Here is a 25,389-nt window from a genome sequence, read left to right as displayed (position 1 = left end):
AAATGATAAACTGTTCGACGATTGAATTTTGAATATCTTTACGCTACAATGCAATAATTTATAACCATCAATAAAAACGCTAAAATGATAAAAGCACTTGTAATAGACGATGAAGAGCTTGCCCGAAAAAGGGTGCTCTACCTATTGCGGCAAGTGCCCGATGTAGAGGTGTTGGGCGAATGTGCCAACGGAAAAAGCGCCATCCTCGACATAGACCAAAAACGTCCCGACCTTATTTTTTTAGACATCAATATGAAGGATATGAACGGATTTGAAGTGTTGAAAAAAATTACCCTATCGCCAAAACCCATCGTTATCTTTGTTACGGCTTATGACAATTATGCGCTAAAAGCCTTTGATGTTGATGCTTTCGATTTTCTGCTGAAACCTTTTAAGGACGAACGTTTTTTTAGAACGATTGAAAAAGTCAGGAAAATTTCAGCAAACGAAGCCGATGAAAATTTTGAAAAGCGCGTTATTGAACTTTTCAACTTATACAAAAGCAAATCGCAAAAAACGGCTGCGCTGGATAAATTGCCCATAAAGCAGGGAAACAAAACCCTGCTCATTAATCCTGTAGATATAATATACATTACCGCATCGGGCAGTTATGCGGAAATTTTTGTTGAAGATAAAAAATACGTGCTCCGCGAAACTTTAAACAATCTTTGCGAATCTTTAGACAGTAATAAATTTGTTCGCATTCACAGATCGAGCATCGTAAATCTGCAGCATGTGAAGGAAATAGTGCATTCAGAATTTTCTGAAATCGATGCCCGGATGAATGATAATACCCTGTTGCGCATTAGCAAATCGTATAAAAAAGACTTCTTGGAAAAAGTAGGAATATGAAGAAAAATTACAATATAAAGAAGAAATACATAGACCTAAAACTCGTGCTGCTATTAGCTGGGTTTTATGCCTTGTTCGATTTGGTTTTAATAGCCAAGACCGCCTACATGCAGATGTTTGGAATGGAATCAATGAAAAGCTTCTCATGGTTGCGCTTTTTGATAGACAACCTACTTTTCGACTATATAATAGTTGTAAGTTTTATGACGTTGATCGCCATAAGCACAAAACGATTTTTGCGGAAAAATTATTCCTGGACCAAAATCATTTCCACACATATCTTGTTTTCATTGTTGATTGGAATGGTAATACGGCTGGTTGTTGATCTTTACTACATTCTGCTTGGTCGTGTAAGTTTTGCAGAATACGATTTTGAAAGCAGCATCTTTAGATTTATGTACGTAATAGACCTGAATTTCCTTATTTATTTTGCGATGGTCTTCATTATCTACACATACTATTATGTGAAAGAGGTGAAAAAGGCTGAAAAAAAACATGGCAAATTAGAAGCGCAATTGGTAAGTACCCGAATGAAAATGCTCTCTTCGCAGTTACAGCCCCATTTTCTTTTTAATACGTTGAATTCAATTTCCGTATTAACAGATATTGATGCCGGGAAAGCCAAAGATACAATCGCAGACCTAAGTGATTTTTTACGGGAAATACTTTACGACAACGACAGCAACCGCATTCCGCTGGAAAAGGAACTGCGTATCTTGGAATTCTACCTAAATATAATTAAAGTTCGGTTTTCCGATCATTTAAAAATAACAACAGAAATAGACGAATCGTTGTTGAGCAAAATGGTGCCAGCGCTTTTGTTGCAGCCTATTCTCGAGAATTCAATAAAACACGGCTACGATTTTAACCATACCGATTTGGAGATTCTCGTAAAAATTTATGCAGAAGGAAAAACCTTGATAATAAAGGCCGAAAACAATGGCGCTCCCGTTGAGGTAAGTCACAAATTATTGCTGAAACGCGGGATGGGGTTGGCCAATATTAATGATCGTTTAGAAAACCTTTACGGCAACAATTACTTTTTTGAAGTACGAAATAAAATCGACGGGTCGGGTGTAGAAACATTAATTAAAATTCCCATCGAGAATTGAATGCAATAGTTGGCAGAAAATCATCGGCGATTACTTTTTTTAGGGAGTATTTTTCACAATTTTAACCTTTCAGAAAATCCATGTGCTCGGTTTTTGCGTATTTTTAGTGAAAAAGAAAAAGCAATGAAATGCCATTGATAACTAATCAATTTTCAGCAGTTAATATATTAGGCATTCCATCTTCCTATTTCTCAAATATTTTATAAAGATGAAACTTCTCCCGATTTTAATTCTCTCAATTCTTCTTTCTTCCTGCGGCGCCACCGTGGCTGTAGATTATGATAAGCAGGTAGATTTCGAAAAATACAACAGTTACAATTACTTTCCGACCATAGATTCCGGCTTAAATGAATTGGATGATAATCGTATTATCCATATCACCGATAGCCTGCTACAACAGCGAGGTTTTACTAAGAGTGAAACTCCCCAGCTATACATAAATTTTTATGCGCGCGAGAGCGTTTCCCGATCACGGAATACTATCGGCATTGGTGTTGGCGGCGGTGGCGGCAATGTGGGCGTGGGCGTTAGCGGAGGTATTCCTATCGGGGGCAATGTGGTAAATCAACAGCTAACAATTGATTTTATTGATGTTGAAAAAGACGATTTGGTTTGGCAGGCCGTAGCCGATGGCGAAATGAAGGAACGAGCTACGCCGCAGCAAAAAGAAGCATATTACATTTCGGTTTTACAGAAAATTTTGACGAAATATCCACCTTTAGGAAAATAACAATTCCCAAATTCCAAATCCCAAATTTCAAATTAATTCTAAGTTGCAAATCAAAGTTTATTATAAATGGATGCGTTTCTCTCCCTTCGGGGGAAATGCCGCAGGCAGAGGCGGACTATACCTCCTGTTTATTCTTTTACCGTTATTTACTATTGCCCAAACCAACTACGAGCAAGCGGAGGAATATTTTAAACAGGAAAATTTCAGCAAGGCAAAGCCAATTTTCGAATACTATTTAAAACAGAATCCCAACGATAAACAAACTCGCGAATATCTGGGAGATATTGCTGCTTATGGTAAAGATTGGGATGAGGCCCTTTTATATTACGAAAATTTGGTAAAGGAAGAAGAGAGCAATGCCAACTATCATTTTAAGTATGGTGGAGCCCTCGGGATGAAAGCCTTATCGGTGAGTCGTCTTCGCGCAGTAACTTACATTGGCGAAATAAAACATCATTTGGAACGCGCCGCAAAACTCATTCCCAAGCACATAGAGGCACGCTGGGCCTTAGTGGAATTTTACATTCAGTTGCCCGGAATTATTGGCGGAAGTGAAAAGAAAGCAATAGAATACGCGAATGAATTGGGAGCTATTTCAAAAGTGGACGGCTATCTCGCCAAGGGCTACATCGCCGAGTATTCCGACAGACCGAAAGATGCCGAGCGTTATTATAAAAATGCAATTGAAGTAGGTGGTTCGCCACACACCTATGAAAAACTTGCAGATCTTTATGAAAAAAATAACCAACCGAAGGAAGCTTTGGAAACAACTTCAAAAGCGTTAAAAATCCACAGACGCAACCAGCTCAACTACCAAATCGGGAAGATAGCTGCGCAATACAATCTGGAGCCCGAATACGGCATTAAATGCCTTAGCCAGTATTTGGCCAATTACTCCATAAAGGATGGCGTGCCCAAAGATTGGGCCTATTACCGATTGGCACAGATCTATAAAAACTTAGGAAAGAAAGAAATTGCACTTACCTGGATAAATAAAGCATTATTGGACCGAACAGATTTTAAAGAGGCACAACAGGAAAAATCGCTAATTTTAGCGATGTAATTCTGAAATATGAATCTTGAATTGAGCATTAGAAAAAGTATCTTTACAAAACGAAATATCACCCTGAGCGCAGTTGAAGGGCTAAACGCATAAATTAAAATGAGAATCCACTTTATAGCCATTGGCGGCAGCGCAATGCACAACCTTGCCTTGGCATTACATCAAAAAGGCGATACGGTAACTGGAAGCGACGACGAGGTTTTTGAACCTTCAAAAAGCAGATTAAAAAACAAAGGCCTTTTACCGGAAAAAGAAGGTTGGTTTCCCAAAAAATTAACTTCTGAAATTGATGCCGTTATCCTCGGAATGCATGCCAAAGCAGAAAATCCTGAACTTTTAAAGGCGAAGGAACTCGGTTTAAAAATTTATAGTTATCCGGAATTTCTTTACGAACAGTCTAAAACCAAAACCCGCGTGGTTATTGGTGGTTCGCATGGAAAAACTACGATTACCTCAATGATTCTCCACGTGATGAATTATCACGAAAAAAATGTGGATTATATGGTTGGCGCCCAATTGGAAGGGTTTGACACGATGGTGAAAATTACTAATGATAATGACTTTATGGTAATTGAAGGCGATGAATATCTGTCTTCGCCTATAGACCGTCGCCCAAAATTTCACCTTTACAAACCGAACATTGCTTTGTTGAGTGGCATTGCTTGGGACCACATTAACGTTTTTCCAACCTATGAAAACTATGTGGAGCAGTTTAAAATATTTCTAAATGAAATAACCAATGGCGGGGCAATTATTTACAACGAAGAAGATTCCGAAGTAAAACGTGTAGTGGAAGCCGCTACAAACCCCATTAAAAAACACCCATATAAAACTCCTGAATATACCGTTGAAAACGGAACCACGCTTTTAGAAACTCCCGAAGGCTCAATGCCGGTTGAAATCTTCGGAAAACACAATTTAAACAACTTGGAAGGCGCACGCTGGATTTGCCAATTAATGGGCGTGGATGCCGATGATTTTTACGAAGCCATTGCTACATTTAAAGGCGCGAGTAAACGATTAGAAAAAATTGCCGAAACCAAGACCGCAGTGGCGTATAAAGATTACGCACATTCGCCCAGCAAAGTAAAAGCTACTACGCAAGCGGTAAAAAATCAATATCCTCATAGAAAACTGATAGCCTGTTTGGAGCTACATACTTACAGTAGCCTAAATCCTGAATTTTTAAAGGAATACAAAGGAACGCTCGATGCAGCCGATAGCGCGGTAGTTTTCTACTCGCCTCACGCGGTAATGATAAAAGAGTTAGAAGAAATAAAGAGGGAGCAAATAGAAGAGGCCTTTGACCGTGATGACTTGGTAGTTTTCACAAATCCGGCAGATTTTAAGACCTATCTTTTTTCACAGGATTACAACAATACCAGTTTGCTTTTGATGAGCAGCGGAAATTATGGCGGGCTGGATTTTGAGGAGGTGAAGGAGTATTTAAAATAGCGGAATGCTCCAAAATGGATTTTTAAGAAATAGGTCTAAACCAAACATTTCAAAAAAACGTTTTTGGGTTAGTGTGGCTCTTGGTATTGGGGCATCATATTCTTTTTATACCTTACTTTGCTTTATCAGTTTGTTTACTGGGTTATTCGATTTGGGAACCTCTAATTACGTGCTTGCAACTGGTGCTGTGGAGCGGTATTGGCAAAACTTCAACTTTGCGTTAATCTCATTGGTGCTGGGAAATGCTATGTTTCTACTGAATCTTTTTCGTAAACCCGATTACAATCCTGTTCCAGGTAATGTGAGATTGGCAGTAGTAAACGATCAGCGTTTTCTTCCATTCAATTTTTCTTATCTTTTATTCAAATTAGGCCTTATGGTCGCGTTGCTTTCTGACAGTATTGACACGAGAGTTTCTGAAATGAAGTATATACTGCCTTTAGCTGTGAGTGTAATATTTTTTGAAAGTTGGAAATCTATAATTAGATACTTCAAAAAGGCAGCTTACAAACCCCTGTTATTAAATTTTTCTATACTACTTGTTTTGGCTTTTGGTTTCGCATTTACTTCAGTATTTCCTGCAGAAAGAATTGAAAATATTCGGGTGAGTTTCAATCCGTTTGTAGAATTACCTGTGTCTGATTATGAAGATAATGTGGATATATACTTTAGATGGAAGAAACTCAAGGTTTATGAAGAAAATAATCAGCTACTGTATCTATTGGATAGCGAGAAAATAGCAAACTTTGATTTGTTGGGCGATTATTTAAGGGAAGAAATATCCAAAAGATCTCGAGGAAGTTTAAATATTACACTGTTGATGCCACAGAATATTTCCCTCAAAAATTTAGTGAAACTTGAAAACCGACTCACTAGTTTAGGCTATCTTTCTATAAAATATATAACAAAATTCAATGATGAAGCACTTGTAAATCGATTCGACGCTAGAGGTTTGCATAAGGAGCTTCATTTTATAAACACCCCAGATTCTGCATCTAAAATCCCTTTACCTCCACAGTCAAAAGATGCGGTTGCGAGTAAAACAATAAAAATTTATTTAAGTGAAAATGCCTTTATTGTTGACAATGAAAAAATAGCTGAAAATGAACTGGTTGAATTCTTTATAAAACACATTGATAGTGTTATACAATTTAATTATGTTTATAATGACAATGTCACCTACCAGACATATATCACGTTATTGGCTTCCCATAAACAGGCAATTCAAGATTTGCGATATAACGATGAAAGGGTCAAATTAAAGTTTGAAGATTATTTTAGACCGCTGAATAGAAAGGAGTATGAAGCGGATCAGCAAAGAATTCACAAGAAATATCCGCTACTTATAATTGAAAACTATATTGAATAGTTTAATTGTAAGTAAAATTGATAAACCGCGAGATATCCTTTCGAGATTTTTTTATCAATTCCTCTTTCGCATTTTCAAAATCCTGTGCGTTTTTATCCTGTGAAAGTTTGAATTTCCCTTCCCAATCGGTGATTTCAATTTCAAAAGCTTGAATGTAATTAATTAAACGCTCCATTCTTGGATCGTCATTTTTCAGAATAAACCTTTGTTCGCTTCCCTCCAAAAACTTAGTCATTGCAATCATTGTTTGCTTTACTGTTTCGGCATCATTTAAAAGTTTTAGATTGCCAGTAATGTGTACAATGATGTAATTCCACGTTGGTAATTGCGGAGTGGTATAAATGCTGGGCGAAATGTACGTGTCTGGCCCTTTAAAAACAACGGTAACTTCCGCGCCATCTTTTAAAGTTTCCATTTGTGGGTTGCTTCGGTCTAAATGTGCAATCAATTTTTTGGTGGCAGCGTCGTAAATAAACGGAATGTGCGTAATAAAAGGTTTTCCGTCCTTTGCGGTAACCAACATTCCCAACGGAAAATGCTCAATAACCGAAATCATTTTTTCAATGTCGTGCGATTGGTGGTGTGGTGGTGGATACATTTTGATTGTTGATTTTAGATTGTCGATTAACGATTTAAGAACTTCTCATTGAAACTCTGCGGCTCTTTGTGTAACTCTGTGGAATAAATATTACGCAGAGTATCGCAGAGAAAAGCGCTGAGATTCGCAGAGTTTAAATGTAAAAAAAAATGGTTTATGCTTTTGAAGTAAGCGATTTAAAAAATACAAACCCAAACCCCAGGAAAAGCATCAAGTGGAACGGGAACAATCCGAAATCGCCTCCTTGGTCGCCCACAACAAAGGCGCTGTACATTCCAAAAGCGAAATAGAGCATCAATACGCCTTCTATAACCACGTTTGGAGAAATGTTTTTGGTGAGGTATTTATTGTCTTTCCAACCATCTTTCAGCGCTCCAATGTTAAATTTCGGCGTACGGATAAATTCACTTTTCTTCCCGAAATGCCCTTCCAAAACCGCAATGGAGTTGTGTAGCGAAAATCCCATCGCCACCGAAAAGAAGGTAAAAAACATAGCTGTGTATTTCATAAAATGTTTAAAACCACCGCCGTAAACTGCTTTATAGGTAAACCAATAGCAGATAAAAAAGATAAGTGTGCTTATCACGAAAAAGCTCATCACGTAAAAATAGAGCTTCAAATGTTCGTATTCATTTTTTATGTAAAGCATAGGAATACTCAAGATTGCCACTATCAAAATGTTTAAAAACATAGTGCTGTTTAGCAAATGCAGAAAACTGTGTATTTTAGTTTTAAAAGAAACATTTTTACTTTTAAATACGCGCCAAGCCATTTTCTGAAAATTCTCTGCGCCCCCTTTGTTCCATCTAAATTGTTGCGAACGCGCGGCACTAATTACCACTGGAAGTTCGGCAGGGGTCTCCACCGCTTCCAAATATTTAAACTTCCAATTTTTAAGTTGAGCGCGATAACTCAGATCTAAATCTTCGGTTAGGGTGTCGCCTTCCCAGTTTCCCGCATCAAGAATGCACGCTTTTCGCCAAACACCCGCCGTGCCGTTAAAATTTATAAAGTGTCCTTTGCTATTTCTACCCACTTGTTCCAAAGTAAAATGTGCGTCGAGCGCAAAGGCTTGCACGCGCGTAAGTATGGAGTAGTCGCGGTTTAGGTGTCCCCAACGGGTTTGTACCACGCCAATTTCGGCATCTTTAAAATAAGGAATGGTTTCTTTTAACCAGTTTTTCTTCGGAAGAAAATCGGCATCAAAAATAGCTATATACTCGCCGTTTGCGGATTTGAGTCCCTCTTTTAGCGCGCCAGCCTTAAAGCCTTCACGGTTTTTACGTGTTAGGTGCTGGATGTTCAAACCCGTTTTTTGAAGTTCTATAATATGTTTTGCGGTTTTTTCAAAAGATTCGTCTGTGCTATCGTCAAGCACTTGAATTTCAAATTTTTCTTTTGGATAATCAATTTCAGAAATATTATCCAGCAAGCGTTGCATTACGTATAATTCGTTGTAAACAGGAAGCTGAATAGTTACAAATGGAATTTCTTCGGCATTTAAAAAATTAAAAGTGGGCGCAATTTTATGGTTTTTTCGCGCTCGGAGGTAATTGAAAAGCAAGTTTAATTGTGCCAAAGCGTACATAAAAATGAGAAGCAGGGCAATGGAGTAAACCGTGATGATTATTGATTCGAGAATCATTTTTTGAAACTGTATTTAAAAATCCAGCTTAGGATTTTTACGCCCGCAAAGATAGCACCTTTTACGGTACCCGAAACTTTTGAAACCCCGATGCGGTTTTTGTAATTAACGGGTACTTCGGTATATGTAAAATTCTTTTTTAGAACTTTAAGTTGCATTTCTACCGTCCAACCATAGGTTTTGTCCTGCATATTTAAAGCGAGTAATTTTTCGTATTTAATAGCGCGAAAGGGTCCCAGATCCGTAAATTTTGAATTAAAAAATAAAGTCATCAATTTGGTTGCCAATACATTTCCGAATCGTTGGGGAAAGGTCATAGCGCCCACTTCCCGCAATTCTTTCACACGCGCACCCACGACAAAATCTATGTTATCTTCGAGAATTGGTGCCACGATTTTTGTTAATTCTGACGGGTAATCGCTATAATCGCCATCTAAAAAAACAACTATTTCCGGCTTGTTATCTTTGTCTGAAATGTATTCCATTCCTTTCAAACATGCGATTCCGTAGCCGGCTTTTGGTTGAAACAGAACAGTGGCACCTGCTTTTTCAGCAACTACTGCAGTACTGTCAGTAGAATTGTTGTTCACCACAATTATTTCTGAAACGATATCGGGAATTTCAGCAATCACTTTCCCTATCGAGGCTTCTTCGTTATAGGCGGGAATTATTACTTTGATGTTTTTATTCATTTAATACGGATTAGACCTCACAGGATTTTAAAACCTGTGAGGTCTCTTCTTTAGATTTGCGAATTTCAGAAAAATAAACTTTAAATTGTGGCATTTTACTAATTCAAAAAATTAAAATTCCCCTTGGAAAATTTCTGGCTTCAATTCGGCAATTGGTTTTTTATCGTTTTTCATTCAGGGCTTATTGTTTTTAATCTTTTTGGCTGGATTTTTAGAAGAACACGAAAGCTCCATTTTTTCACTTTGGCACTTACCCTTTTTTCGTGGCTTGTTTTAGGCATTTGGAACGGTTTCGGTTATTGTTTTTTAACCGATTGGCATTATGATATCCTGCGTAAATTGGGGGAAAATAATCTTCCAAATAGTTATATAAGTTTTCTAGTAGAATTATTTTCAGGATGGCAACCGGATGCACAGCTCGTAGAAATATTAACTTTAGCTTTTACGTTCTTGGCTTTGGTTTTTTCGCTTTGGGTGAATTTTAAAAGAAAAGGATTAAAATAATGAATAATGAGTAATTTGAAACTGACAACTGACAACTGACAACTGACCACTGACAACTGACAACTGACCACTGATTATTTGCTCACATAATGCATTAAATCTACGTCGTTACCAAGTAAAATTTCGTTGCTATTGATGCGTTTTTCCAACGGACCATTTTCAAGTTTTAAAACCCCACGCGGACAAACCGCAGAGCAAATTCCACAGCCTACACAGCTGGAACGTACAATGTTTTCACCTTTTTGGGCGTATGCGCGTACGTCAATGCCCATTTCGCAATAGGTGGAACAATTGCCACAACTAATGCATTGCCCGCCGTTTGTGGTAATTCTGAACCGCGAAAAAAGCCGTTGCTGAAATCCCAAAATTGCCGCCATCGGACAACCAAAACGGCACCAAACCCGGCTTCCGAAGATTGGGTAAAATCCTACACCAATCACCCCGCTAAAAACGGCACCGATCAAAAAACCATAGCTCTGACGAAGGGTTTCTGCTTCAAATAGAAACAAAGTCTTTCCTGAAAAAAAGTGAAACCCGATCAACGAAATAATAATCACGAAATAACCAATTGCCCCATAACGCGCATCTTTTTGCAATTCTTCTCTTTTAAAAATCCAAGTACCTACGACAACTGCCGTTAAAATTACTGCCACGGAGAGTAGAAATACATCTTTTGTTAACCAATATTTTGTGCTGTCGTCGCCCAAATAGCTGTGCACTACTGCCGTTGTCATTAACACTACAAAAACCAACACACTGTGTATTACCCAACGTTCCACCTTCCAGGCTATCTGCCGTTTGTCGCTCAAATGCCTAAATGGATCGCCAGCCGTTTCGGCGAGTCCGCCACAACCGCACACCCAACTACAGTACCAGCGCTTGCCGTACTTATAAGTTAAAATTGGGGTGATTATAAAAATTGAAACGATTCCAAAAATCAACAAAGCCAAGCCAATATCACCGGCCGAAATAAACTGATCTACACGGTACTGCTCGAAATTATAATAGTTAAGCGGCCAGATATTTTTAAGGTCGTAATAGGGCAGCGAGAAAGTGTCATTATTTAATCTGGACATAAGCTCGGGAATAAGAAACGCAAAACCCAATTGAAAAAACATGACCGAATAGGTGCGTAATTTCTCGTATTTATTGTGGCGATATTTTAAAATAAATTTTATTCCAAATGCCAAAATAGCTAGTGTATAAAGGGTGCCATAAACAAACCATTGGCTTGCGGGACCACCGTTTAAAACCTCGCTAAGCGGATCAAAAAGTGCTACGAGCCCTGTATTATCACCATTTTGAGCCAATCCCAAATATTGTGGAAACCAATACAGCAAAACATAAAATAAGGTGAGTGCTATGCCTAAAATCCACGCCCAAAACCCTTTAGAGGTAAGCGATTTAAAATAGACACCGTCGTTTTTAATTCCTTCGTGTTTGTTTAAATACGCTGCCGTAGAGAACCAAACGGTTCCTCCGCCAATCATTAATAGTGATGTGGTAAGCCAAATTGCTCTATTGGGAAAACTTACATTTAATAGTGCCAAAAAGAGTATGGTCAAACCAATTAAACCTATGGCGGAAGCCAACTTTTGTTGCGTGTTTATGGTTTTTGGCGGTTCGCCCGTAAGCGACATATTTCTTTGTACTGTACTCATATTATTTGGAATTAGACCTCACAGGTCTCCCAGACCTGTGAGGTTTTTAGGAAACTGCTGTTTTATTTAATGACAAGAATTCTCTCAAAATCTCGTTTTCATATTTTTTATAAAATTCTGGGTCGAAGTTGGCTTGCTTTAAATTTTCGATTACATAATCCACACTTCTTTTTTCGTGGAGCCAAGTATCAAAAACTTCCTGTCTCATCCGTATTCCGAACGTATTTATACCCAGAAATTCATTGGAATTTTTATGGAATGAAATAGTTACACAACGAAGGTCGCTTGCGCATTTCCAATGAAATTGAACTTCGTATTCCTTTTTTCTTTCTTCTGAAAAAACCCAGCCATAGGTTTGGTATTCAATATCAAAAAATTTGGCGCTATTAAACCAATTGCCAGGATTGTACTCAAAAGGTTTTCCGCTTATAGTCTGCGCCAAAGCCTCACCCATCATTCGGCCGGTGTACCAAACTGCCTCTACGGGTGGGCGATTGCCGATGGGTTCCCGTTGTTGGGCACAGTCGCCTATTGCGTACACATTTTGAATATTTGTTTCTAGTAAACGGTTTACCAAAATACCTCTATCGGTTTCAATTTTTGAGTTTTTTAGAAATGAAATTTGTGGTTTTACCCCGGTGGTAATTCCAACAACACTACAGGGAATTTCCTCGCCATTTTTAGTTAAAACGGCGCGCACATTACCTTTGCCATCATCTAGAATTTTATCCAATTCGGTGTTATGCCGAAGATCTACACCGTGCGAAATAATGTGTCGAGAAATCATTTCGGCATCTTGATTTGGAAGCACATTGGCCCAAAACCCATCTTCGCGAACGAGCATCGTAACTTCAATATCGCGAGTGCGGAGCATTTCGGCCATTTCAACGCCTATTAAACCACCGCCAATTATTACAGCACGCGGACATTCTTTATTGTTGGGAGCATTAGTTTCTAGCTTTTCCAAATCCTGTTTTGACACCAGACCTTGTACGCCATTAAGTTCCAGTCCATCCCATCCAAACGTGTTTGTTACGGAGCCAGAGGCAATTATTAGCTTATCGTAAATTATACTGCCGCCACCTTTAAAATAAAGCGTTTGGTTGTTGGTATCTACCGTTTCAACGTAAGCATTTTTGAGTTCCAGTCTGTTTTTTTCCCAAAACCAAGATTCGTAGGGTTCTATATCGCGCCACCGCATATGGCCCATATAAACGTACATCAAAGCAGTGCGGGAGAAAAAATGATCGGTTTCAGCAGAAATGATGGTAATTTTTTTATTTGAAAGTTTCCTGATGTGTCGCGCTGCGGTAATGCCCGCAATACCGTTGCCTATAATAACAATGTGCTCCATACTTTTGATGCTTGTTTTCTTCAGTCGTTTATAAATTTACGCAATTACATGTGGGGCTGATTTAAAACAGTTATTAATTTTTACATAAATTCTGAAATAAATCAGTAATTTCAACTTCAACTTTTATTATGAAGCCTATTAACCGTTTTGTTTGCTGCATTTTTATAATATTCTTTTGTGCTGGCTGTGCACAAAAGAAGGATGCTTCTTTAGATTTACCTACTATTGAAAATGCATCTACAAAAATTAACGGCGTGAGCTTTGTGGCTGCTGCCGATTCACTTTCGGCGAGGCACATTGTTGCGTTACAAACGGTCCATCCCAATTATGTAACGGTGATGCCTTTTGGGTTTATAAAAAGTTTGAATCATCCCGAAATTATATACAATCAGAAGCGGCAATGGTTTGGCGAAACGTACGAAGGGGTAGCGCAATATGTTAACATGCTTCATCAAAACGGAATAAGGGTAATGTTGAAACCTCAAATCTGGGTTTGGAACGGCGAATTTACGGGCTATGTTGAAATGACTTCGGAAGCAGATTGGCTTCAACTTGAAGAAACCTATAAAAATTTCATTCTGGATTTTGCAAAAGTTGCCGAAACTGAAAATATTGAAATCTTCTGTGTAGGAACCGAATTGGAAAAATTTATTGAACACCGTCCAGCATTTTGGCGCGAATTGATTGCTGAAGTAAAAACTATTTTCAACGGAAAAGTGACCTATGCCGCCAATTGGGATGAGTACAAACAAGTTCCATTTTGGGATACGTTGGACTATATTGGCGTAAATGCGTATTTCCCTATTTCAGACCAAAAAACGCCAACCATAGAAGAAACCAAAATAGGCTGGGGCCGATGGAAAACAGAATTGCAAACCATTTCGGATAAGGAAAATAAAAAAATTCTCTTTACGGAATACGGTTACCGAAGCGTTGATTTAAGCGGGAAGGAGCCTTGGAGAAGCGATCGGGAAATGACTTCCATAAATTTAAAAGCACAGGCAAATTTACTTGAAGGACTGTATAAAAGCGTTTGGAATGAACAGTGGTTCGCCGGTGGTTTTTTGTGGAAATGGTTTATTGCCCACGATAAAGTGGGAGGCGCAAGCAACACTCAATTTACACCACAAAATAAACCAGCACAGAAAGTTATTGCAAAATATTATGGGCCATAAAGAGTAACTATTTTAAACTGTTATCTGTTTTCCTCCATTTGTTTTAAATAATCTTTGGCGATCGCGGTTTTTTGTGCTTCGGTGAAAACCTTGCCTGCCAATTGAAAAAAACTGTGCTCCTCATCGTCCAAATGATGCTCAACTTTTTCGCACAATTGTTTGGCGTACACTAACCAAGCTGGCGAATCCATATCGGTTTCATCTACTTTTTCCATGAGTTCATCCATTTCGTGATGTTCGGCTATCCCGTGGCGGGCGTGTTCCTGCATCATATCGTTGTGGATTAATGGTGAATAAAAGGTACGTTCCTCTGCATCAGCGTGAATTTTTAACTCGTGCTTCAGTTTTTCCCACATTTCCTTCCTTCCTTTTGAATCGCCCGAAGTGGAGGTTACCAAACGGCAAAGTTCGCGTTGTTTATCGTGGTCTTTTCTAATGGCTTCAAAAATGTTCATAGCTATGTTTTTTGTTTGTTTTTCTGTACAATATCCTAAAAATTTTGGAAAGAAACCTCTTTGAAAATTGAAAGATTATAAATCTGTTTAATTTTCAACAATTTGATTGGAAAGTTTTTCTTTTGAAATTTCCGTGGAATTCACTTGCTTGATATGCTTCAAATAGTACTGATATAATTCGTCGGCATCTGCGCCAAACCAGCGTTTCACATAAATTGCCCAAAAATGATACTGTAAGTTCCAAACTCCTTTTTGCCTGTAAAGTCGTGCGGAGGTCGTTAGTTTTTTAGGTAATACTACAAACTTTTTTCGTTTGTAAAGTTGTCCTATTAAAATATTGTCTTCGTAAATTATATAATCTTCATCAAAACCACCGATAGAATTAAAAAGCTGTTTGGTGATAAATTGGCTTTGGTCACCGCCGCGACAAGCTTTCCAGTTAAACCGCGTTAACCAGCCTGCCAATTGCAACCACCAATGATTACTGTCAAATTTTAACCGGAAACAGCCAGCCGGATTGCCTTTGTTTACTTCGGCAACAATATATTTATCAAATTTTTTAGGTGGAAATGAATCGGCGTGCAAAAAGTACAGTATTTCACTTAGAGCGTGTTTTGCTCCTTCGTTCATCTGTTTTGCGCGACCTTTTTCGGAAGAAAGTAGGCGAATGGAATAAATACTTTGGGGCTGTACCGTTTTCGTTACATAGGTATTGATTAATGACTGTGTGCCGTCTGTGCTTCCGCCATCTACAAATATTATATCGGCCCGATATTTTCCCGAAAGTCGGGCGGGCAGTTTTTGAAGCAACTCGGTTATGATTTCGGCTTCGTTTAAAACGGGTATGATGATTGAAAGCATGTTGAGATTTAAAATTTTTAAATGATTCGCCTACTACTGATCGTTTAGGTTCCAATCATAGTTTTTATAGCTTAAAGTAGCGTTTGCATTTATTTTTGTATTAGAATATTGATTAATAAATGCTATTACATCCTGTTTGCCGTTTACTTTATAATCTTTTGCATACCAATCAAAAATTGAGGAAACCTTTGGGTTGCTCGCAGAAATATCGTTCTTGTCGCTATTGATAAATTCGTTTGTCGCGCGGTCCAATTGCTCGTTAATTTTTGCGGCGGTATAAGCTTCGTCTAAAAGTTTTGGGCAGGAAATAGAAGCACAATTTATAGCGAAATGAATGCGTGGTTCGTTCATTTTCCGAAGTATTCCGTTTTCAATTCCGCCGAGCGAAAGCATTTTATCGCCCACTGCCACACGTCCTTTGGTCCAAGCGCCATCAATATCTTTTATGCTTTTTAGTGGGTAATTTTCCACGATCAATTTTACCGTAGCTGCATTGTAAAGGTTTATGTAAAAAGCGAGCAATTCCTGAACGCTCCAGTTGTTGGTTGGATTTTTTTCCGAAAGCATTTTTAAATATCCATCCAGTTTGGCTTCGTCTTTTTTAAACGCTTTATAATCTACCATGCCGTCGCTGTTTACATGTTTTTTCAGCAATATGTCCCATTGCGAATGATCAATATTTACGGCAGAATTTGCTGTGGTTGAGGTGAGATTGGATTGTACTTTCTTTGTAGGTTGTCCTTGGCTACTAATACCCGCGGCCGATAGCAGATTGCAACTTTGGAGTGAGCATACTAAAAATAATAAGGTGGCGAGATTGAAGATCGTTTTCATTTATAACAGTTTTCAGGATTTAAAATAATTACGAATTAGTTCGCCTTTTGGTTTTTATAGGATATAATTCCTGTGAAATAAAACCGGAAGGAAATTTTTCATCTCCATCAAAGCCCAGCTCAATGTCGCGACCGTCGTGCGGAATATGGTTCGTTTTAAAAAGATAATCCCAAAGACTTAAACTAATCCCGAAATTAACACCGTATTGGGCGTGTTTTGGCAAAACTTTAGCGTGGTGCCAAATGTGCATTTTAGGATTGTTGAAAATATATTTTAAAAAGCCGTAATCCCAGCCCAAATTGGCATGGTTTAGATGACCGATTGCAAGTGCCGAAAAATGCACAATGGCAACAGATTCCACATTAAAACCGCCAATAATTGCCAACGGAATGTACAGTAAGGATTTATACACCACTGGTTCCATCCAATGATAGCGCAGATGTGCCGCAAACCCCATTTCCTTAACAGAGTGGTGCAACTTGTGAAAATTCCACAGAAAAGGAGAGTAGTGGAGTAAACGATGTGTGTTCCACTGCACAAAATCCGTAATTAAAAAGAATATTAAAAGTCCGATACCAAAGGGCAGGGCGTCTAAATCTAAAAGCTGAAAACTTGAAAGCTTTAATCCCACGACCGATAACAAGTCGTTAAAAAGTTCGGCCGTTGCGTTGGAAAGGAAGATTAGTACAATTAAATTCAACAGAAAAAAATTGAAGAACATATAAAAAGTATCTAACCAAAAGTCTTTTCGAAACACCTTTTGTTGCTTCCTCCATGGAAAGAGCAGCTCCAAAACCCAGACCAATAAAGAAACCAGAATCAATCCATAGAAATAGTTTTCCCAATGGAAATACGTTATTTCCCGCCACAGATAGTTAAAGTATCCGTGGTAGGAGTTTTTAAATATTTCGAAGTATTTTTCCAAGATTTCTTTAGTCGTGCCGTATTGAAATAATTTACAATTGCTTAATTAGCTCAGTAAAGAGGGTAATCATATCGGGCTCTGCTTTGGCGGCCATTGCAATTATTTCTTCAATGTCAACGGGTTTAAGACTGTCTGGATTACATTCATCTGTTAAGATTGAAACGGCCGAAACTGGTAATCCTAAGTGGTTGGCAACGATAACCTCCGGTACGGTGCTCATTCCCACGGCATCGGCACCAATAATCTTTAAATAGCGGTATTCGGCGCGAGTTTCCAGTTGCGGTCCAACGACGCTGGCATACACGCCTTTGTGTAGTTTTATATTTTTTTCGGAAGCGATCTGCTCCAGTTTTTCGTTCATGGCAGCATTGTAGGGTGCACTCATATCTACAAAACGTTCGCCCATTTTTTCAACTCCACGAAAGGCTAGCGGCGAATTGCCCTGCAAATTAATATGATCGTCAATAAGCATAATTTCACCTTTTTTGAAATCGAGATTTATCGCGCCCGAGGCATTGCTCACCAGCAAATGTTTAATGCCCAAAAGGTGCATAACGCGAACCGGGAAGGTTACGTCTGTAAGCGAATACCCCTCGTAAATGTGAAAACGCCCCTGCATTAGCAATACCTTTTTACCTTCAAGCGTGCCGTAAATTAATTTTCCTTTGTGAAATTCTACGGTTGCAGTGGGAAAATTTGGAATGTGATTATAGCTAACTTCAACTTCAACAGTTACGTTGTCAATAATTTTTCCAAGGCCAGTGCCGAGAATTATTCCTATTTCGGGTTTTTCAATACCTCGCTGCTGAAGGTATGCTGCTGCTTCTTCAATATATTTTAAAGCTGTCATATTTATAAAAAGTTTTTGTCTAAATGAGGAGGTAAAAATTGTTGAAAAGCATCTAGTTCCTTAATATCTTCGTAATAATCAATGTCGTTTCGCTCTTCCAAAAGCACCACTTTTTCATTTCTTAAATCGATTAAGGTTTCTTTCAAAACGGTACTTGTACCCCAATTTTTATTTTGAAATATTTTTGAATGCAATTCTTTCATTCCCAGTAAATAATAACCACCATCTTCCGCCGGACCAATTACCAACTGGTTTTTTTGTAAAACTTCGAAGGCGTTTTCAATGTCTTTTTGGCTTAAATCATAAATATCGCTTCCTACAATCAGAATGTTTCCGTAGCCCATTTCGAATAATTCTGAAAATGCATTGTTCATTTTTTCACCTAAATTACTTCCGGATTGCAGCTTTTTTCTGAAAATTTCCGGATCCCAAATATCGTCTCGATGAATGTTTTCGGAATAAAAAATATATTTATCTGCGTTAATATTTTTTGTAATTTCTACGGTGTGTTTTAAGAGAAACTTGTAAATATTTAAGGCATTTTCATCACCTACAGATTTAGCCAATCGGGTTTTTACCTTGCCCAATTCCGGGTTTCGGGTAAATATAATTAATGCTTTTTTTGAAGATGGAAAGTAAAAATTACGCGCCATTTCGTTGTCGCTTTTTGTATTTTTAGAGGTTAATAAAGCCATGGTATTATACTATTTTTAAGGCTAGCAGAACTTAGTACATCGGGTTGCCGCCGTGCAGATACTTACTCCAATGCTTGGAAAAAGCGTGTACGTTTTCAGTTTCATTGCCAGTGGAATCTACCACTGGATAGCCTTTATTTTTCCATGCAAAGATACCGCCGTAGAGGTTTTTAACATTAGTAAAACCGGCTTTTTTTAATTTTTCGCCTATTTTTTCGGAACGAATTCCCACCGAGCAATAAACTACTACAGGAAGGTTTTTATCGAGCTTTTGAAGCTGTTTTTCTTCCGAAGAAAAATTATTGAAACCCACGTGTATTGAAGTGTTTATATAGCTTGTCTGAAATTCTTCTGGCTCGCGCGCGTCAAGAATTAGAACGGTATCATTCAATTGTAACATACGCAGTTCTTCCACGGAAATATAGGAAATACTCTGTGAATTGTATTGATCTAAAAGTTCGTCAAGCGGTTTTTGGGCGAAGGATAAGCCAAAGACAAAAACAAGCAATAAAAATGGTAGAAATTTTTTCATGGAATGATAACGACCCAACTGATTTTATAAAGGTGAAAGTCTGTACTGAATTTAATTTGTAACCACGCCCTGGCAGCTACTTCCTGCCCCTGCAGTACAACCGTAGCAGTGTTGTGACACAATTATTTTTCTGTTGTTTAAAATATCTTCATTATATTTTGAAATATGCTGGATTTGGCTAGCTACCTTTAGTTCCAACATTTGATTGAAATCGCAATCGTATAAATATCCGTCCCAACTAATGGAAATGGTATTGCGGCACATTACGTTTTTTACAGCCGCAGGATTGTAGGCTTCCACTAAGGAATACATATAATCTTCGTAATTTTCAGAAGCGATTAAATAATCCAAAAATCGCGAAATAGGTAAATTTGTAATGGCAAAAAGGTTGTGAAAATATATCCCAAAATCTTCGAGTAATGCTTTTTTAAAATCTTTTTCCATACTTGTTTGATCGCCTGGTAAAAAGGCGCCGCTCGGATTGTAAACCAAATCTAATCGCAGGTTGCTGTTTGGCATACCGTAACCAACGGCATTTAGTTCCTGCAAAGCTTTAATAGATTGGTCAAAAACACCCTCGCCTCTTTGTTTGTCGGTTTTGCCACGCGTCCAATGCGGCATGCTACTCACTACGTGTACATCGTGTTTTTTAAAGAATTCGGGCAAATCGTGGTATTTTTTGTTGGCGCGAATAATTGTTAGATTGCTTCGCACTATAAAATCCTGAATGCCAGCTTTGCTCGCTTCTTCAACAAACCAGCGAAAATCTGGATTCATTTCCGGGGCGCCGCCGGTAAGATCTAAGGTATGCGCGCCAGTATTTTTAATTACTTCCAAACACTGCAACATGGTTTCGCGCGTCATTATTTCTTTGCGATCGGGGCCTGCATCTACGTGGCAATGTTCGCAAACCTGATTGCACATATAACCAACATTAATTTGAAGAATCTCCAGTTTTGAAGGTCGTAAGGGAAACTGGTCTGTTTCTTTTATTTTTTCGGAAAAAGTAGGTAGCTCACCATTGGCAAAAATGCCGTTAGAAAGTTTTTCGAGTTGTTTATTTGCAATTGCAAATTCGCTATCGCGTTTATGAAGGGATTGTTGCTTTTTCTTTTTAATATTGGGCATGTAATCATTTTAAAATATTCGAAATACTGTTCTAAAACGCAAATTGTAAAACATTGCTTTTTACCGACGGTGGCACATTGTTCTGCGGCGCTACATTTCTAACTTGTTCACCTTGTTCATCATCATTACGCCGTGTACCAAGGTGGCACCGCTTTTAATAGCGGCTCCCACGTGTACGGCCTCCATCATTTCTTCCTTAGTAATGCCGCGCTGCAATCCATCTTGTGAATATGCATCAATGCAATAAGGGCACATTTCGGTATGGGCAACGGCAAGTGCGATTAGCGATTTTTCGCGTGCAGTAAGCGCACCTTCTTCAAAAACTTTTCCGTAATACTCAAAAAATTTGTCGCCGAGCTCCTTGCTCCATTCTGAGATTTTTCCAAATTTTTTAAGATCTGCGGGGTCGTAATAATTGTTGTTGGCCATAATGAAGTTTGGTTATAGATACGTAAATTGAAGCAATTCGGTTTGCGAATTGAGGTAAATATAGCGAAGTAGTCTTTTAAAAAGTCCTATCCTTACTAAAGTTTAACAATTTAATCGAAAGAATAAACAAAACCGCTTTCCAAATTGTATTGGGAATTTGGAATTCCAACCGCTGGGGTTTCGTCATAAATAAAGGTGTACGTAGTTTTAAAGGCAAAATTTTTAAAAAGATCTACAAGCAATGAGCTCTGATTTGAAATACGGTAATCGCCAAAATCACTTATTCGGGGTTGATAATAGGTAGTGCTAACAATAGTCACAGTTTCGGTAGGGTATAAGCTGAAAGAAAGATAGGAAGTGCTTCTAAATCCGCGCTGAATTGCGGTAAAACCGTCGTTTAGCTCCTCAACTTCATACATTAGTTGTGTGCCAAAATAGAATTTATAATCCTCAGAAGTAGTTAATTTAAAGCGCGGGCCCATTCCCAACAAGCCTCTAAAATCTATTTTCGAAACCTTGTTGTACTGAGCTTGTGCAAAAACTTCCCAGGCAATGCGAGGGTGAAATTTATAGTTATAACGAAGATGTGTTATTCCTGCATTCTCAAATTTATTGCCTTCAATATTTTTTAGTTCTATATCGTTTTTCAGCAGTACTAAATGTTTATTCATTTTATACTGAAGATGGGTGCTACTGCTAAAAGCGAAATAATCATTTACATTGCGTTTAAGTGAAAATCCAAGACTTACTGAGCCCGAAAAACCAGAAGTGTCGGTTACTTTTCGAAGTGATTCGGCATTGAGAATTTGAGATTTTGCAGTAATAGAAAAGCTGATAATTAAAAGCGCAACAAAATATTTCATGCTAAAATTAAAAAATTGGTTTCAGCCATTAAAAATACTGAAAAGGTTTAAAAGGGAAGAATTTATTGGTTTTCGAGATATTCCTTTAACACAATGGCTTGGTTATTTTTTTCGTCTTTGGCTCCATAGAGAAGGGTGATGCGTTTATCTTTTGCCTTCGCTATTAATTGCTGCACAAGGTCATCCTTTTTTTTCAATTCACTTTTGTACTTTTTGGAGAATTCATCAAAGCGTTCTTCTTTGTGATCAAACCATTTCCGAAGCTCTTTTGAAGGGGCTATTTCCTTCATCCATTCGTTTAGGTTTGCATCTTCTTTACTCACGCCACGTGGCCAGATTCTATCTACTAAAACCCTAAAGCCATCAGTTTTGTTGGCATCTTCATAAATGCGTTTGGTTTTTATGTCCATCAGTAAAATTCTTGTCGCACTGTTTTTGCTTATTCGCCCCAATTTGCAACTTCTTCAGCCGACCATAATTCTGGAAAAAATTTGCGCTGCTGATATTTGGGGTGGAGGTACTTTTGCCAATCAGAGCCTCCCGTCGCGGCTTTAGTTTCGCCTTTGCTGTTTAAATAATGATTTGCTGTATCTAAATGAACAATGGGCCAGGCTACATTATAAAAATGATCAAATTGTTTTAATTTATCTTTTAGTTCGTCTGAAGGATTGGGCATTTGTGCTACGCGTTCCTCGAGCGTTTTCCCCATAGTATTTTTGGCTAAGACCTTAAAATCGGCTTCGTATTTTTCAATAAACTGTCGTAGCGTTAAGGTCATTTTACCGGTTTTTCGGTTTAAACCTGCGTCTTTCCAATAAATGTTTTCAAAATAATCATCAATTGATGGATTGTCGGGCATGCGCTCTCTACCTTGATTATTTATAAGGTTTTCTAGCTTGGTGCAATATATTTCTAACACGCGAAATTGCGCGCTCTGAAAGCCGCTGGCAGGAGTAAGGGTTGCGCGAAAAATATTATAATCGTCATAGCTCATGCCGTCCTTCATAATGTCGAATGAAGTGATAAGCATACGAGTGTAGCGCTTTAAGCGGTCTAGCTTTGTAATCCAAGTTTCTTCTGAAAGATTCTCACCTTCTGAAAGTTGTTTTATTTCGTGAACCATCATTTTTAGGGTGAGTTCGGTAACTTGATGGTACATCACGAATATTTCTTCGTCCTTAAAATCGGTTCGCGTTTTTTGAAGTGACAAAAGCGTGTCTACTTGAATATAATCCCAATAATTAATGGGTTTGGCTTGTAAAAGACCGTTTAAGTAGGTTTGGGGATTTTCGCCCAGAGCGCGGTATTTTTCCTCTATGGCTGCTATAATTTCTGAATTATCCATTTTGTGATTTTTGGTAAAAGTGCTTAAAAATAATGGATATTTTTGATTAACCGAAGCATTCCATCTTCAGTTTTAAAGAAAAAGCCCTGTTGCAAAATGTGCAACAGGGCTTTTATAAGTTTATCTATTTACTATTAATAGAAAGTTGCGCGATTATCTTCAATCTCGGCTTTCTTTTTTAGTGCGTTATAAACGGCGCTTTGTGCCGCTGGAACTGCTTTAGAACTTAGTTGGTTCGCATAGTTTACATACGACTCTAGTTTTGGAGCAGGATTAAAAGCGGTAGTTTTTACCATATAAACGCCAGTGTTACCATTAATTAACCCGGTGGTTTCGCCTGGTTTAGTGCCGAAAGCAGTACCCACAACTTTAGGCTCGCTATTGGCTCCAATTAATGGATTGGCCATAGTAATACCAGTTGCTGTTTGCACACTTACACTTTGGTTTTTGGCAACTTCCTCGAGCGTATTGCCGGTAACCGAATTGCGTATTTTTTCGGCTTTTTTCTCCTTTAATAAAATAGGCTTAACAGTGGCGGTAGCTTGTGCAACGCTCATTAAACCTTTTTCATTTTTACGGGTAAGCTGTGCAATTACATAGCCGTCTGATACGCTAAAACGCTTGTAGTCTCCAACTTTGGTATCTTCTTCAAAAGCCCAATTTACAATACTGCGGTTTGCTCCCAGTCCGGGAATATTGCCTTCCATTTTAGCAAGATTGTTAACGGGTTTTACTTCTAGATTTTGAGCTTTTGCCAATTCTGAAAAGTCGCCGTCTTTTAAAGCCACCTCAAATTTTGAGGCATTGGAAAATACGTCGTTAATTGTATTGTCAGACGGTTCAATGGCTTTTACAACAGTTGCGAGTTTAATAGCTTTTTTAGGTTCAGATTGTTCGCCAACCTCCACAATATGAAAACCGAAATCTGTTTCTACCAACCCGATTGTTCCCGTTGGGTTGTTGAAAATAAATTTATCAAAAGGTGGTACCATTCGGCCTGGAGTAGAACTGCCTAAGTCGCCGCCGTTTTGACTGGACCCATCGTCTGATAATTCGTTGGCTAGATCTGCGAATTTAGATTTGTCTTTTTTAACTACGCTTAATATGCTATCTGCCAATTTACGTGCTTCCTCTTTAGTTCTTGTAATTGTTTCGGGAGCGCGCATAGTACCTACATAGCGAATTAAGATGTGTTTAGACGCTGCTGAATCGGGCATTTTTTTGGTCTCTAAAACCTTTGAAAGGTAGAATGTATTATCAACTTTAAAAGGACCGTAAAAATCGCCTTCGTTTAAGTTAATCAATGTATCTGCAACCGTTTGTGGAAGTTCATTTTTAAACATCCAACGGTCAAAAAACGGAACATCGGAATTTGCATTTACAAATTCTTCGTAATTTTTGGTATTTCTAAAACCAGCGATAGTGTCGTTAATTTTAGTGTTTTGGTTATATTCTACTTTGTTGTTAAGTAATTGGGCTGTTTGCATTTTAGCTTCGGCAATATCTTCTTCCGAAGGTTGCTCAGAAAAAAATACATATTGAATATCTGCTTGTGCTTCTACTTCGTAATCATTTGGATGCGTGGCTACATATTTCTTTATTTCGTCATCAGAAACGGTTACATCCTCGTCAGCAATTTTGCTGTAAGGAATCATAACGTAGTTAATGTTTAAATTGTCGTTTTGAAAATGGTATTCTTGCTCACCTTCAATAACGGTAGTTCGTAAGCCACCTTTAACCAAATTGTAGTAGGTACGCTGAAGTATGCTATTTTCGGTATTTTTTTCAAAATCGAGCCATTGTTTATACATAGCTGGTGAAGATGCCTTAATGCTTGCAATGTATTCTTGAATTTTGCCATCATCAACCTGTCCAGCTTCATTTAAAAAGGTTTGGTTGTTTGCCAAGGTTGTTTTAAGTGCATCGTCTAATTGTGCTTTTTCAACCGAAAGTCCTGCTTTTTCATACTGTTCTTCCTGAATTACACGACGAAGTTCACGCTCCCAAACCATATTAACGGCTTGTGTGGCATTGGAATTTGGCCCCATGTTTCGCTGTGTAGCTTCCACTTGTTCCATAAAACTCTGTCTGGAAACGTCTGTGCCATTTATGGTGGCAATTGTATCCTGAACTTTTGTGCCTCCGCCTTTGGTTAAAACATCGCTTAAAATAAAGGCGAAAAGTGCCAATGCAATAATAAGGATAAGGAATATCCCTCTTTTTCTAATACTGTTTAAGATTGCCATTTGATTTCAGTAATTT

26 protein-coding genes are annotated in these 25,389 nt (G+C 38.2%); 8 read left to right on the top strand and 18 right to left on the bottom strand.

Annotation, left to right across the window (positions count from 1 at the left end; all coding sequences use genetic code 11):
- Window positions 1-84: 84 nt before the first annotated feature.
- From VZD24_RS05235 to VZD24_RS05210, 6 genes are all read left to right on the top strand, one after another.
- A complete protein-coding gene (locus VZD24_RS05235) occupies window positions 85-852 on the top strand; it encodes a LytR/AlgR family response regulator transcription factor (protein ID WP_279449125.1) in 768 nt (255 codons plus the stop codon).
- The gene (locus tag VZD24_RS05230) at window positions 849-1,964 is read left to right on the top strand and encodes a sensor histidine kinase (protein WP_279449124.1); all 1,116 of its coding nucleotides are present in this window, start codon (window positions 849-851) and stop codon (window positions 1,962-1,964) included. The genes VZD24_RS05235 and VZD24_RS05230 overlap by 4 nt, the downstream gene beginning before the upstream one ends.
- Window positions 1,965-2,172: 208 nt before the next feature.
- Entirely contained in the window at window positions 2,173-2,694 is a 522-nt protein-coding gene (locus VZD24_RS05225) for a DUF4136 domain-containing protein (protein ID WP_342687149.1), read from the top strand.
- 43 nt (window positions 2,695-2,737) lie between these two features.
- The gene (locus VZD24_RS05220; protein ID WP_342687150.1) at window positions 2,738-3,757 is read left to right on the top strand and encodes a tetratricopeptide repeat protein; all 1,020 of its coding nucleotides are present in this window, start codon (window positions 2,738-2,740) and stop codon (window positions 3,755-3,757) included.
- Window positions 3,758-3,856: 99 nt separating this feature from the next.
- Complete coding sequence (locus tag VZD24_RS05215; RefSeq protein WP_342687151.1) at window positions 3,857-5,212, top strand: UDP-N-acetylmuramate--L-alanine ligase; 1,356 nt, start codon at window positions 3,857-3,859, stop codon at window positions 5,210-5,212.
- Between the two features lie 4 nt (window positions 5,213-5,216).
- Window positions 5,217-6,581, top strand: coding sequence for a hypothetical protein (locus tag VZD24_RS05210; protein ID WP_279449120.1), 1,365 nt, complete (start codon window positions 5,217-5,219; stop codon window positions 6,579-6,581).
- A 1-nt stretch (window position 6,582) separates the two neighbouring features.
- Here VZD24_RS05210 and VZD24_RS05205 read toward each other — a convergent pair whose 3' ends face one another.
- The 3 genes from VZD24_RS05205 to VZD24_RS05195 form a co-directional block, all read right to left on the bottom strand.
- Window positions 6,583-7,179 carry an FMN-binding negative transcriptional regulator gene (locus tag VZD24_RS05205; protein WP_342687152.1) on the bottom strand — a complete coding sequence of 199 codons (597 nt, stop codon included), beginning with the start codon at window positions 7,177-7,179 and terminating at the stop codon, window positions 6,583-6,585.
- 154 nt (window positions 7,180-7,333) lie between these two features.
- A complete protein-coding gene (locus VZD24_RS05200; protein ID WP_279449118.1) occupies window positions 7,334-8,824 on the bottom strand; it encodes a cellulose synthase family protein in 1,491 nt (496 codons plus the stop codon).
- Window positions 8,821-9,516, bottom strand: coding sequence for a glycosyltransferase family 2 protein (locus VZD24_RS05195; RefSeq protein ID WP_342687153.1), 696 nt, complete (start codon window positions 9,514-9,516; stop codon window positions 8,821-8,823). Before VZD24_RS05195 ends, VZD24_RS05200 begins: the two co-directional genes overlap by 4 nt.
- A 123-nt stretch (window positions 9,517-9,639) precedes the next feature.
- Here VZD24_RS05195 and VZD24_RS05190 point away from each other — a divergent pair, with 123 nt between their 5' ends.
- Window positions 9,640-10,020, top strand: coding sequence for a DUF2784 family protein (locus VZD24_RS05190; protein ID WP_342687154.1), 381 nt, complete (start codon window positions 9,640-9,642; stop codon window positions 10,018-10,020).
- A gap of 74 nt (window positions 10,021-10,094) precedes the next feature.
- On the opposite strand, the gene VZD24_RS05185 is transcribed toward VZD24_RS05190, so the two are convergent.
- Both VZD24_RS05185 and VZD24_RS05180 read right to left on the bottom strand, forming a co-directional pair.
- A complete protein-coding gene (locus tag VZD24_RS05185; RefSeq protein ID WP_342687155.1) occupies window positions 10,095-11,681 on the bottom strand; it encodes a 4Fe-4S binding protein in 1,587 nt (528 codons plus the stop codon).
- A gap of 46 nt (window positions 11,682-11,727) precedes the next feature.
- Complete coding sequence (locus VZD24_RS05180; RefSeq protein WP_342687156.1) at window positions 11,728-13,035, bottom strand: NAD(P)/FAD-dependent oxidoreductase; 1,308 nt, start codon at window positions 13,033-13,035, stop codon at window positions 11,728-11,730.
- 128 nt (window positions 13,036-13,163) lie between these two features.
- On the opposite strand from VZD24_RS05180, the gene VZD24_RS05175 reads away from it, so the two are divergent.
- Entirely contained in the window at window positions 13,164-14,210 is a 1,047-nt protein-coding gene (locus VZD24_RS05175) for a glycoside hydrolase family 113 (RefSeq protein ID WP_342687157.1), read from the top strand.
- 20 nt (window positions 14,211-14,230) lie between these two features.
- On the opposite strand, the gene VZD24_RS05170 is transcribed toward VZD24_RS05175, so the two are convergent.
- The 13 genes from VZD24_RS05170 to VZD24_RS05110 all read right to left on the bottom strand — a co-directional run bounded on the left by VZD24_RS05170 (window position 14,231) and on the right by VZD24_RS05110 (window position 25,373).
- Window positions 14,231-14,665 carry a hemerythrin domain-containing protein gene (locus VZD24_RS05170; RefSeq protein WP_342687158.1) on the bottom strand — a complete coding sequence of 145 codons (435 nt, stop codon included), beginning with the start codon at window positions 14,663-14,665 and terminating at the stop codon, window positions 14,231-14,233.
- An 87-nt stretch (window positions 14,666-14,752) separates the two neighbouring features.
- Complete coding sequence (locus tag VZD24_RS05165; RefSeq protein WP_342687159.1) at window positions 14,753-15,526, bottom strand: TIGR04283 family arsenosugar biosynthesis glycosyltransferase; 774 nt, start codon at window positions 15,524-15,526, stop codon at window positions 14,753-14,755.
- 33 nt (window positions 15,527-15,559) lie between these two features.
- A complete protein-coding gene (locus VZD24_RS05160; protein ID WP_342687160.1) occupies window positions 15,560-16,360 on the bottom strand; it encodes a DUF547 domain-containing protein in 801 nt (266 codons plus the stop codon).
- A 28-nt stretch (window positions 16,361-16,388) separates the two neighbouring features.
- A complete protein-coding gene (locus VZD24_RS05155; protein WP_279449109.1) occupies window positions 16,389-17,285 on the bottom strand; it encodes a sterol desaturase family protein in 897 nt (298 codons plus the stop codon).
- A 31-nt stretch (window positions 17,286-17,316) separates the two neighbouring features.
- On the bottom strand, window positions 17,317-18,135 hold the full coding sequence (locus VZD24_RS05150) for a purine-nucleoside phosphorylase (protein ID WP_279449108.1): 819 nt from the start codon (window positions 18,133-18,135) through the stop codon (window positions 17,317-17,319).
- Window positions 18,136-18,137: 2 nt separating this feature from the next.
- Window positions 18,138-18,830, bottom strand: coding sequence for a TIGR04282 family arsenosugar biosynthesis glycosyltransferase (locus VZD24_RS05145; RefSeq protein ID WP_342687161.1), 693 nt, complete (start codon window positions 18,828-18,830; stop codon window positions 18,138-18,140).
- 31 nt (window positions 18,831-18,861) lie between these two features.
- Window positions 18,862-19,362: a rhodanese-like domain-containing protein gene (locus VZD24_RS05140; RefSeq protein ID WP_342687162.1), complete on the bottom strand. Its 501-nt coding sequence runs from the start codon at window positions 19,360-19,362 to the stop codon at window positions 18,862-18,864.
- A gap of 51 nt (window positions 19,363-19,413) precedes the next feature.
- Window positions 19,414-20,490, bottom strand: a complete 1,077-nt coding sequence (arsS, locus tag VZD24_RS05135) for an arsenosugar biosynthesis radical SAM (seleno)protein ArsS (protein ID WP_342687163.1) — start codon at window positions 20,488-20,490, stop codon at window positions 19,414-19,416.
- A gap of 90 nt (window positions 20,491-20,580) precedes the next feature.
- The gene (locus tag VZD24_RS05130) at window positions 20,581-20,919 is read right to left on the bottom strand and encodes an arsenosugar biosynthesis-associated peroxidase-like protein (RefSeq protein WP_279449104.1); all 339 of its coding nucleotides are present in this window, start codon (window positions 20,917-20,919) and stop codon (window positions 20,581-20,583) included.
- 110 nt (window positions 20,920-21,029) lie between these two features.
- The gene (locus tag VZD24_RS05125; RefSeq protein WP_279449103.1) at window positions 21,030-21,782 is read right to left on the bottom strand and encodes a DUF481 domain-containing protein; all 753 of its coding nucleotides are present in this window, start codon (window positions 21,780-21,782) and stop codon (window positions 21,030-21,032) included.
- A gap of 62 nt (window positions 21,783-21,844) precedes the next feature.
- Window positions 21,845-22,192 carry a DUF488 domain-containing protein gene (locus VZD24_RS05120; RefSeq protein ID WP_342687164.1) on the bottom strand — a complete coding sequence of 116 codons (348 nt, stop codon included), beginning with the start codon at window positions 22,190-22,192 and terminating at the stop codon, window positions 21,845-21,847.
- A gap of 29 nt (window positions 22,193-22,221) precedes the next feature.
- Window positions 22,222-23,127 carry a tryptophan 2,3-dioxygenase family protein gene (locus VZD24_RS05115; protein WP_342687165.1) on the bottom strand — a complete coding sequence of 302 codons (906 nt, stop codon included), beginning with the start codon at window positions 23,125-23,127 and terminating at the stop codon, window positions 22,222-22,224.
- A gap of 134 nt (window positions 23,128-23,261) precedes the next feature.
- Window positions 23,262-25,373: a peptidylprolyl isomerase gene (locus tag VZD24_RS05110; protein ID WP_279449100.1), complete on the bottom strand. Its 2,112-nt coding sequence runs from the start codon at window positions 25,371-25,373 to the stop codon at window positions 23,262-23,264.
- Window positions 25,374-25,389 lie beyond the last annotated feature (16 nt).

The organism is Aequorivita flava, assembly GCF_038742595.1.
GTDB lineage: Bacteria > Bacteroidota > Bacteroidia > Flavobacteriales > Flavobacteriaceae > Aequorivita > Aequorivita marisscotiae.
The sequence above is the reverse complement of the archived record's forward strand: the minus strand, read 5'-3'. Positions and strand labels throughout refer to the sequence as shown.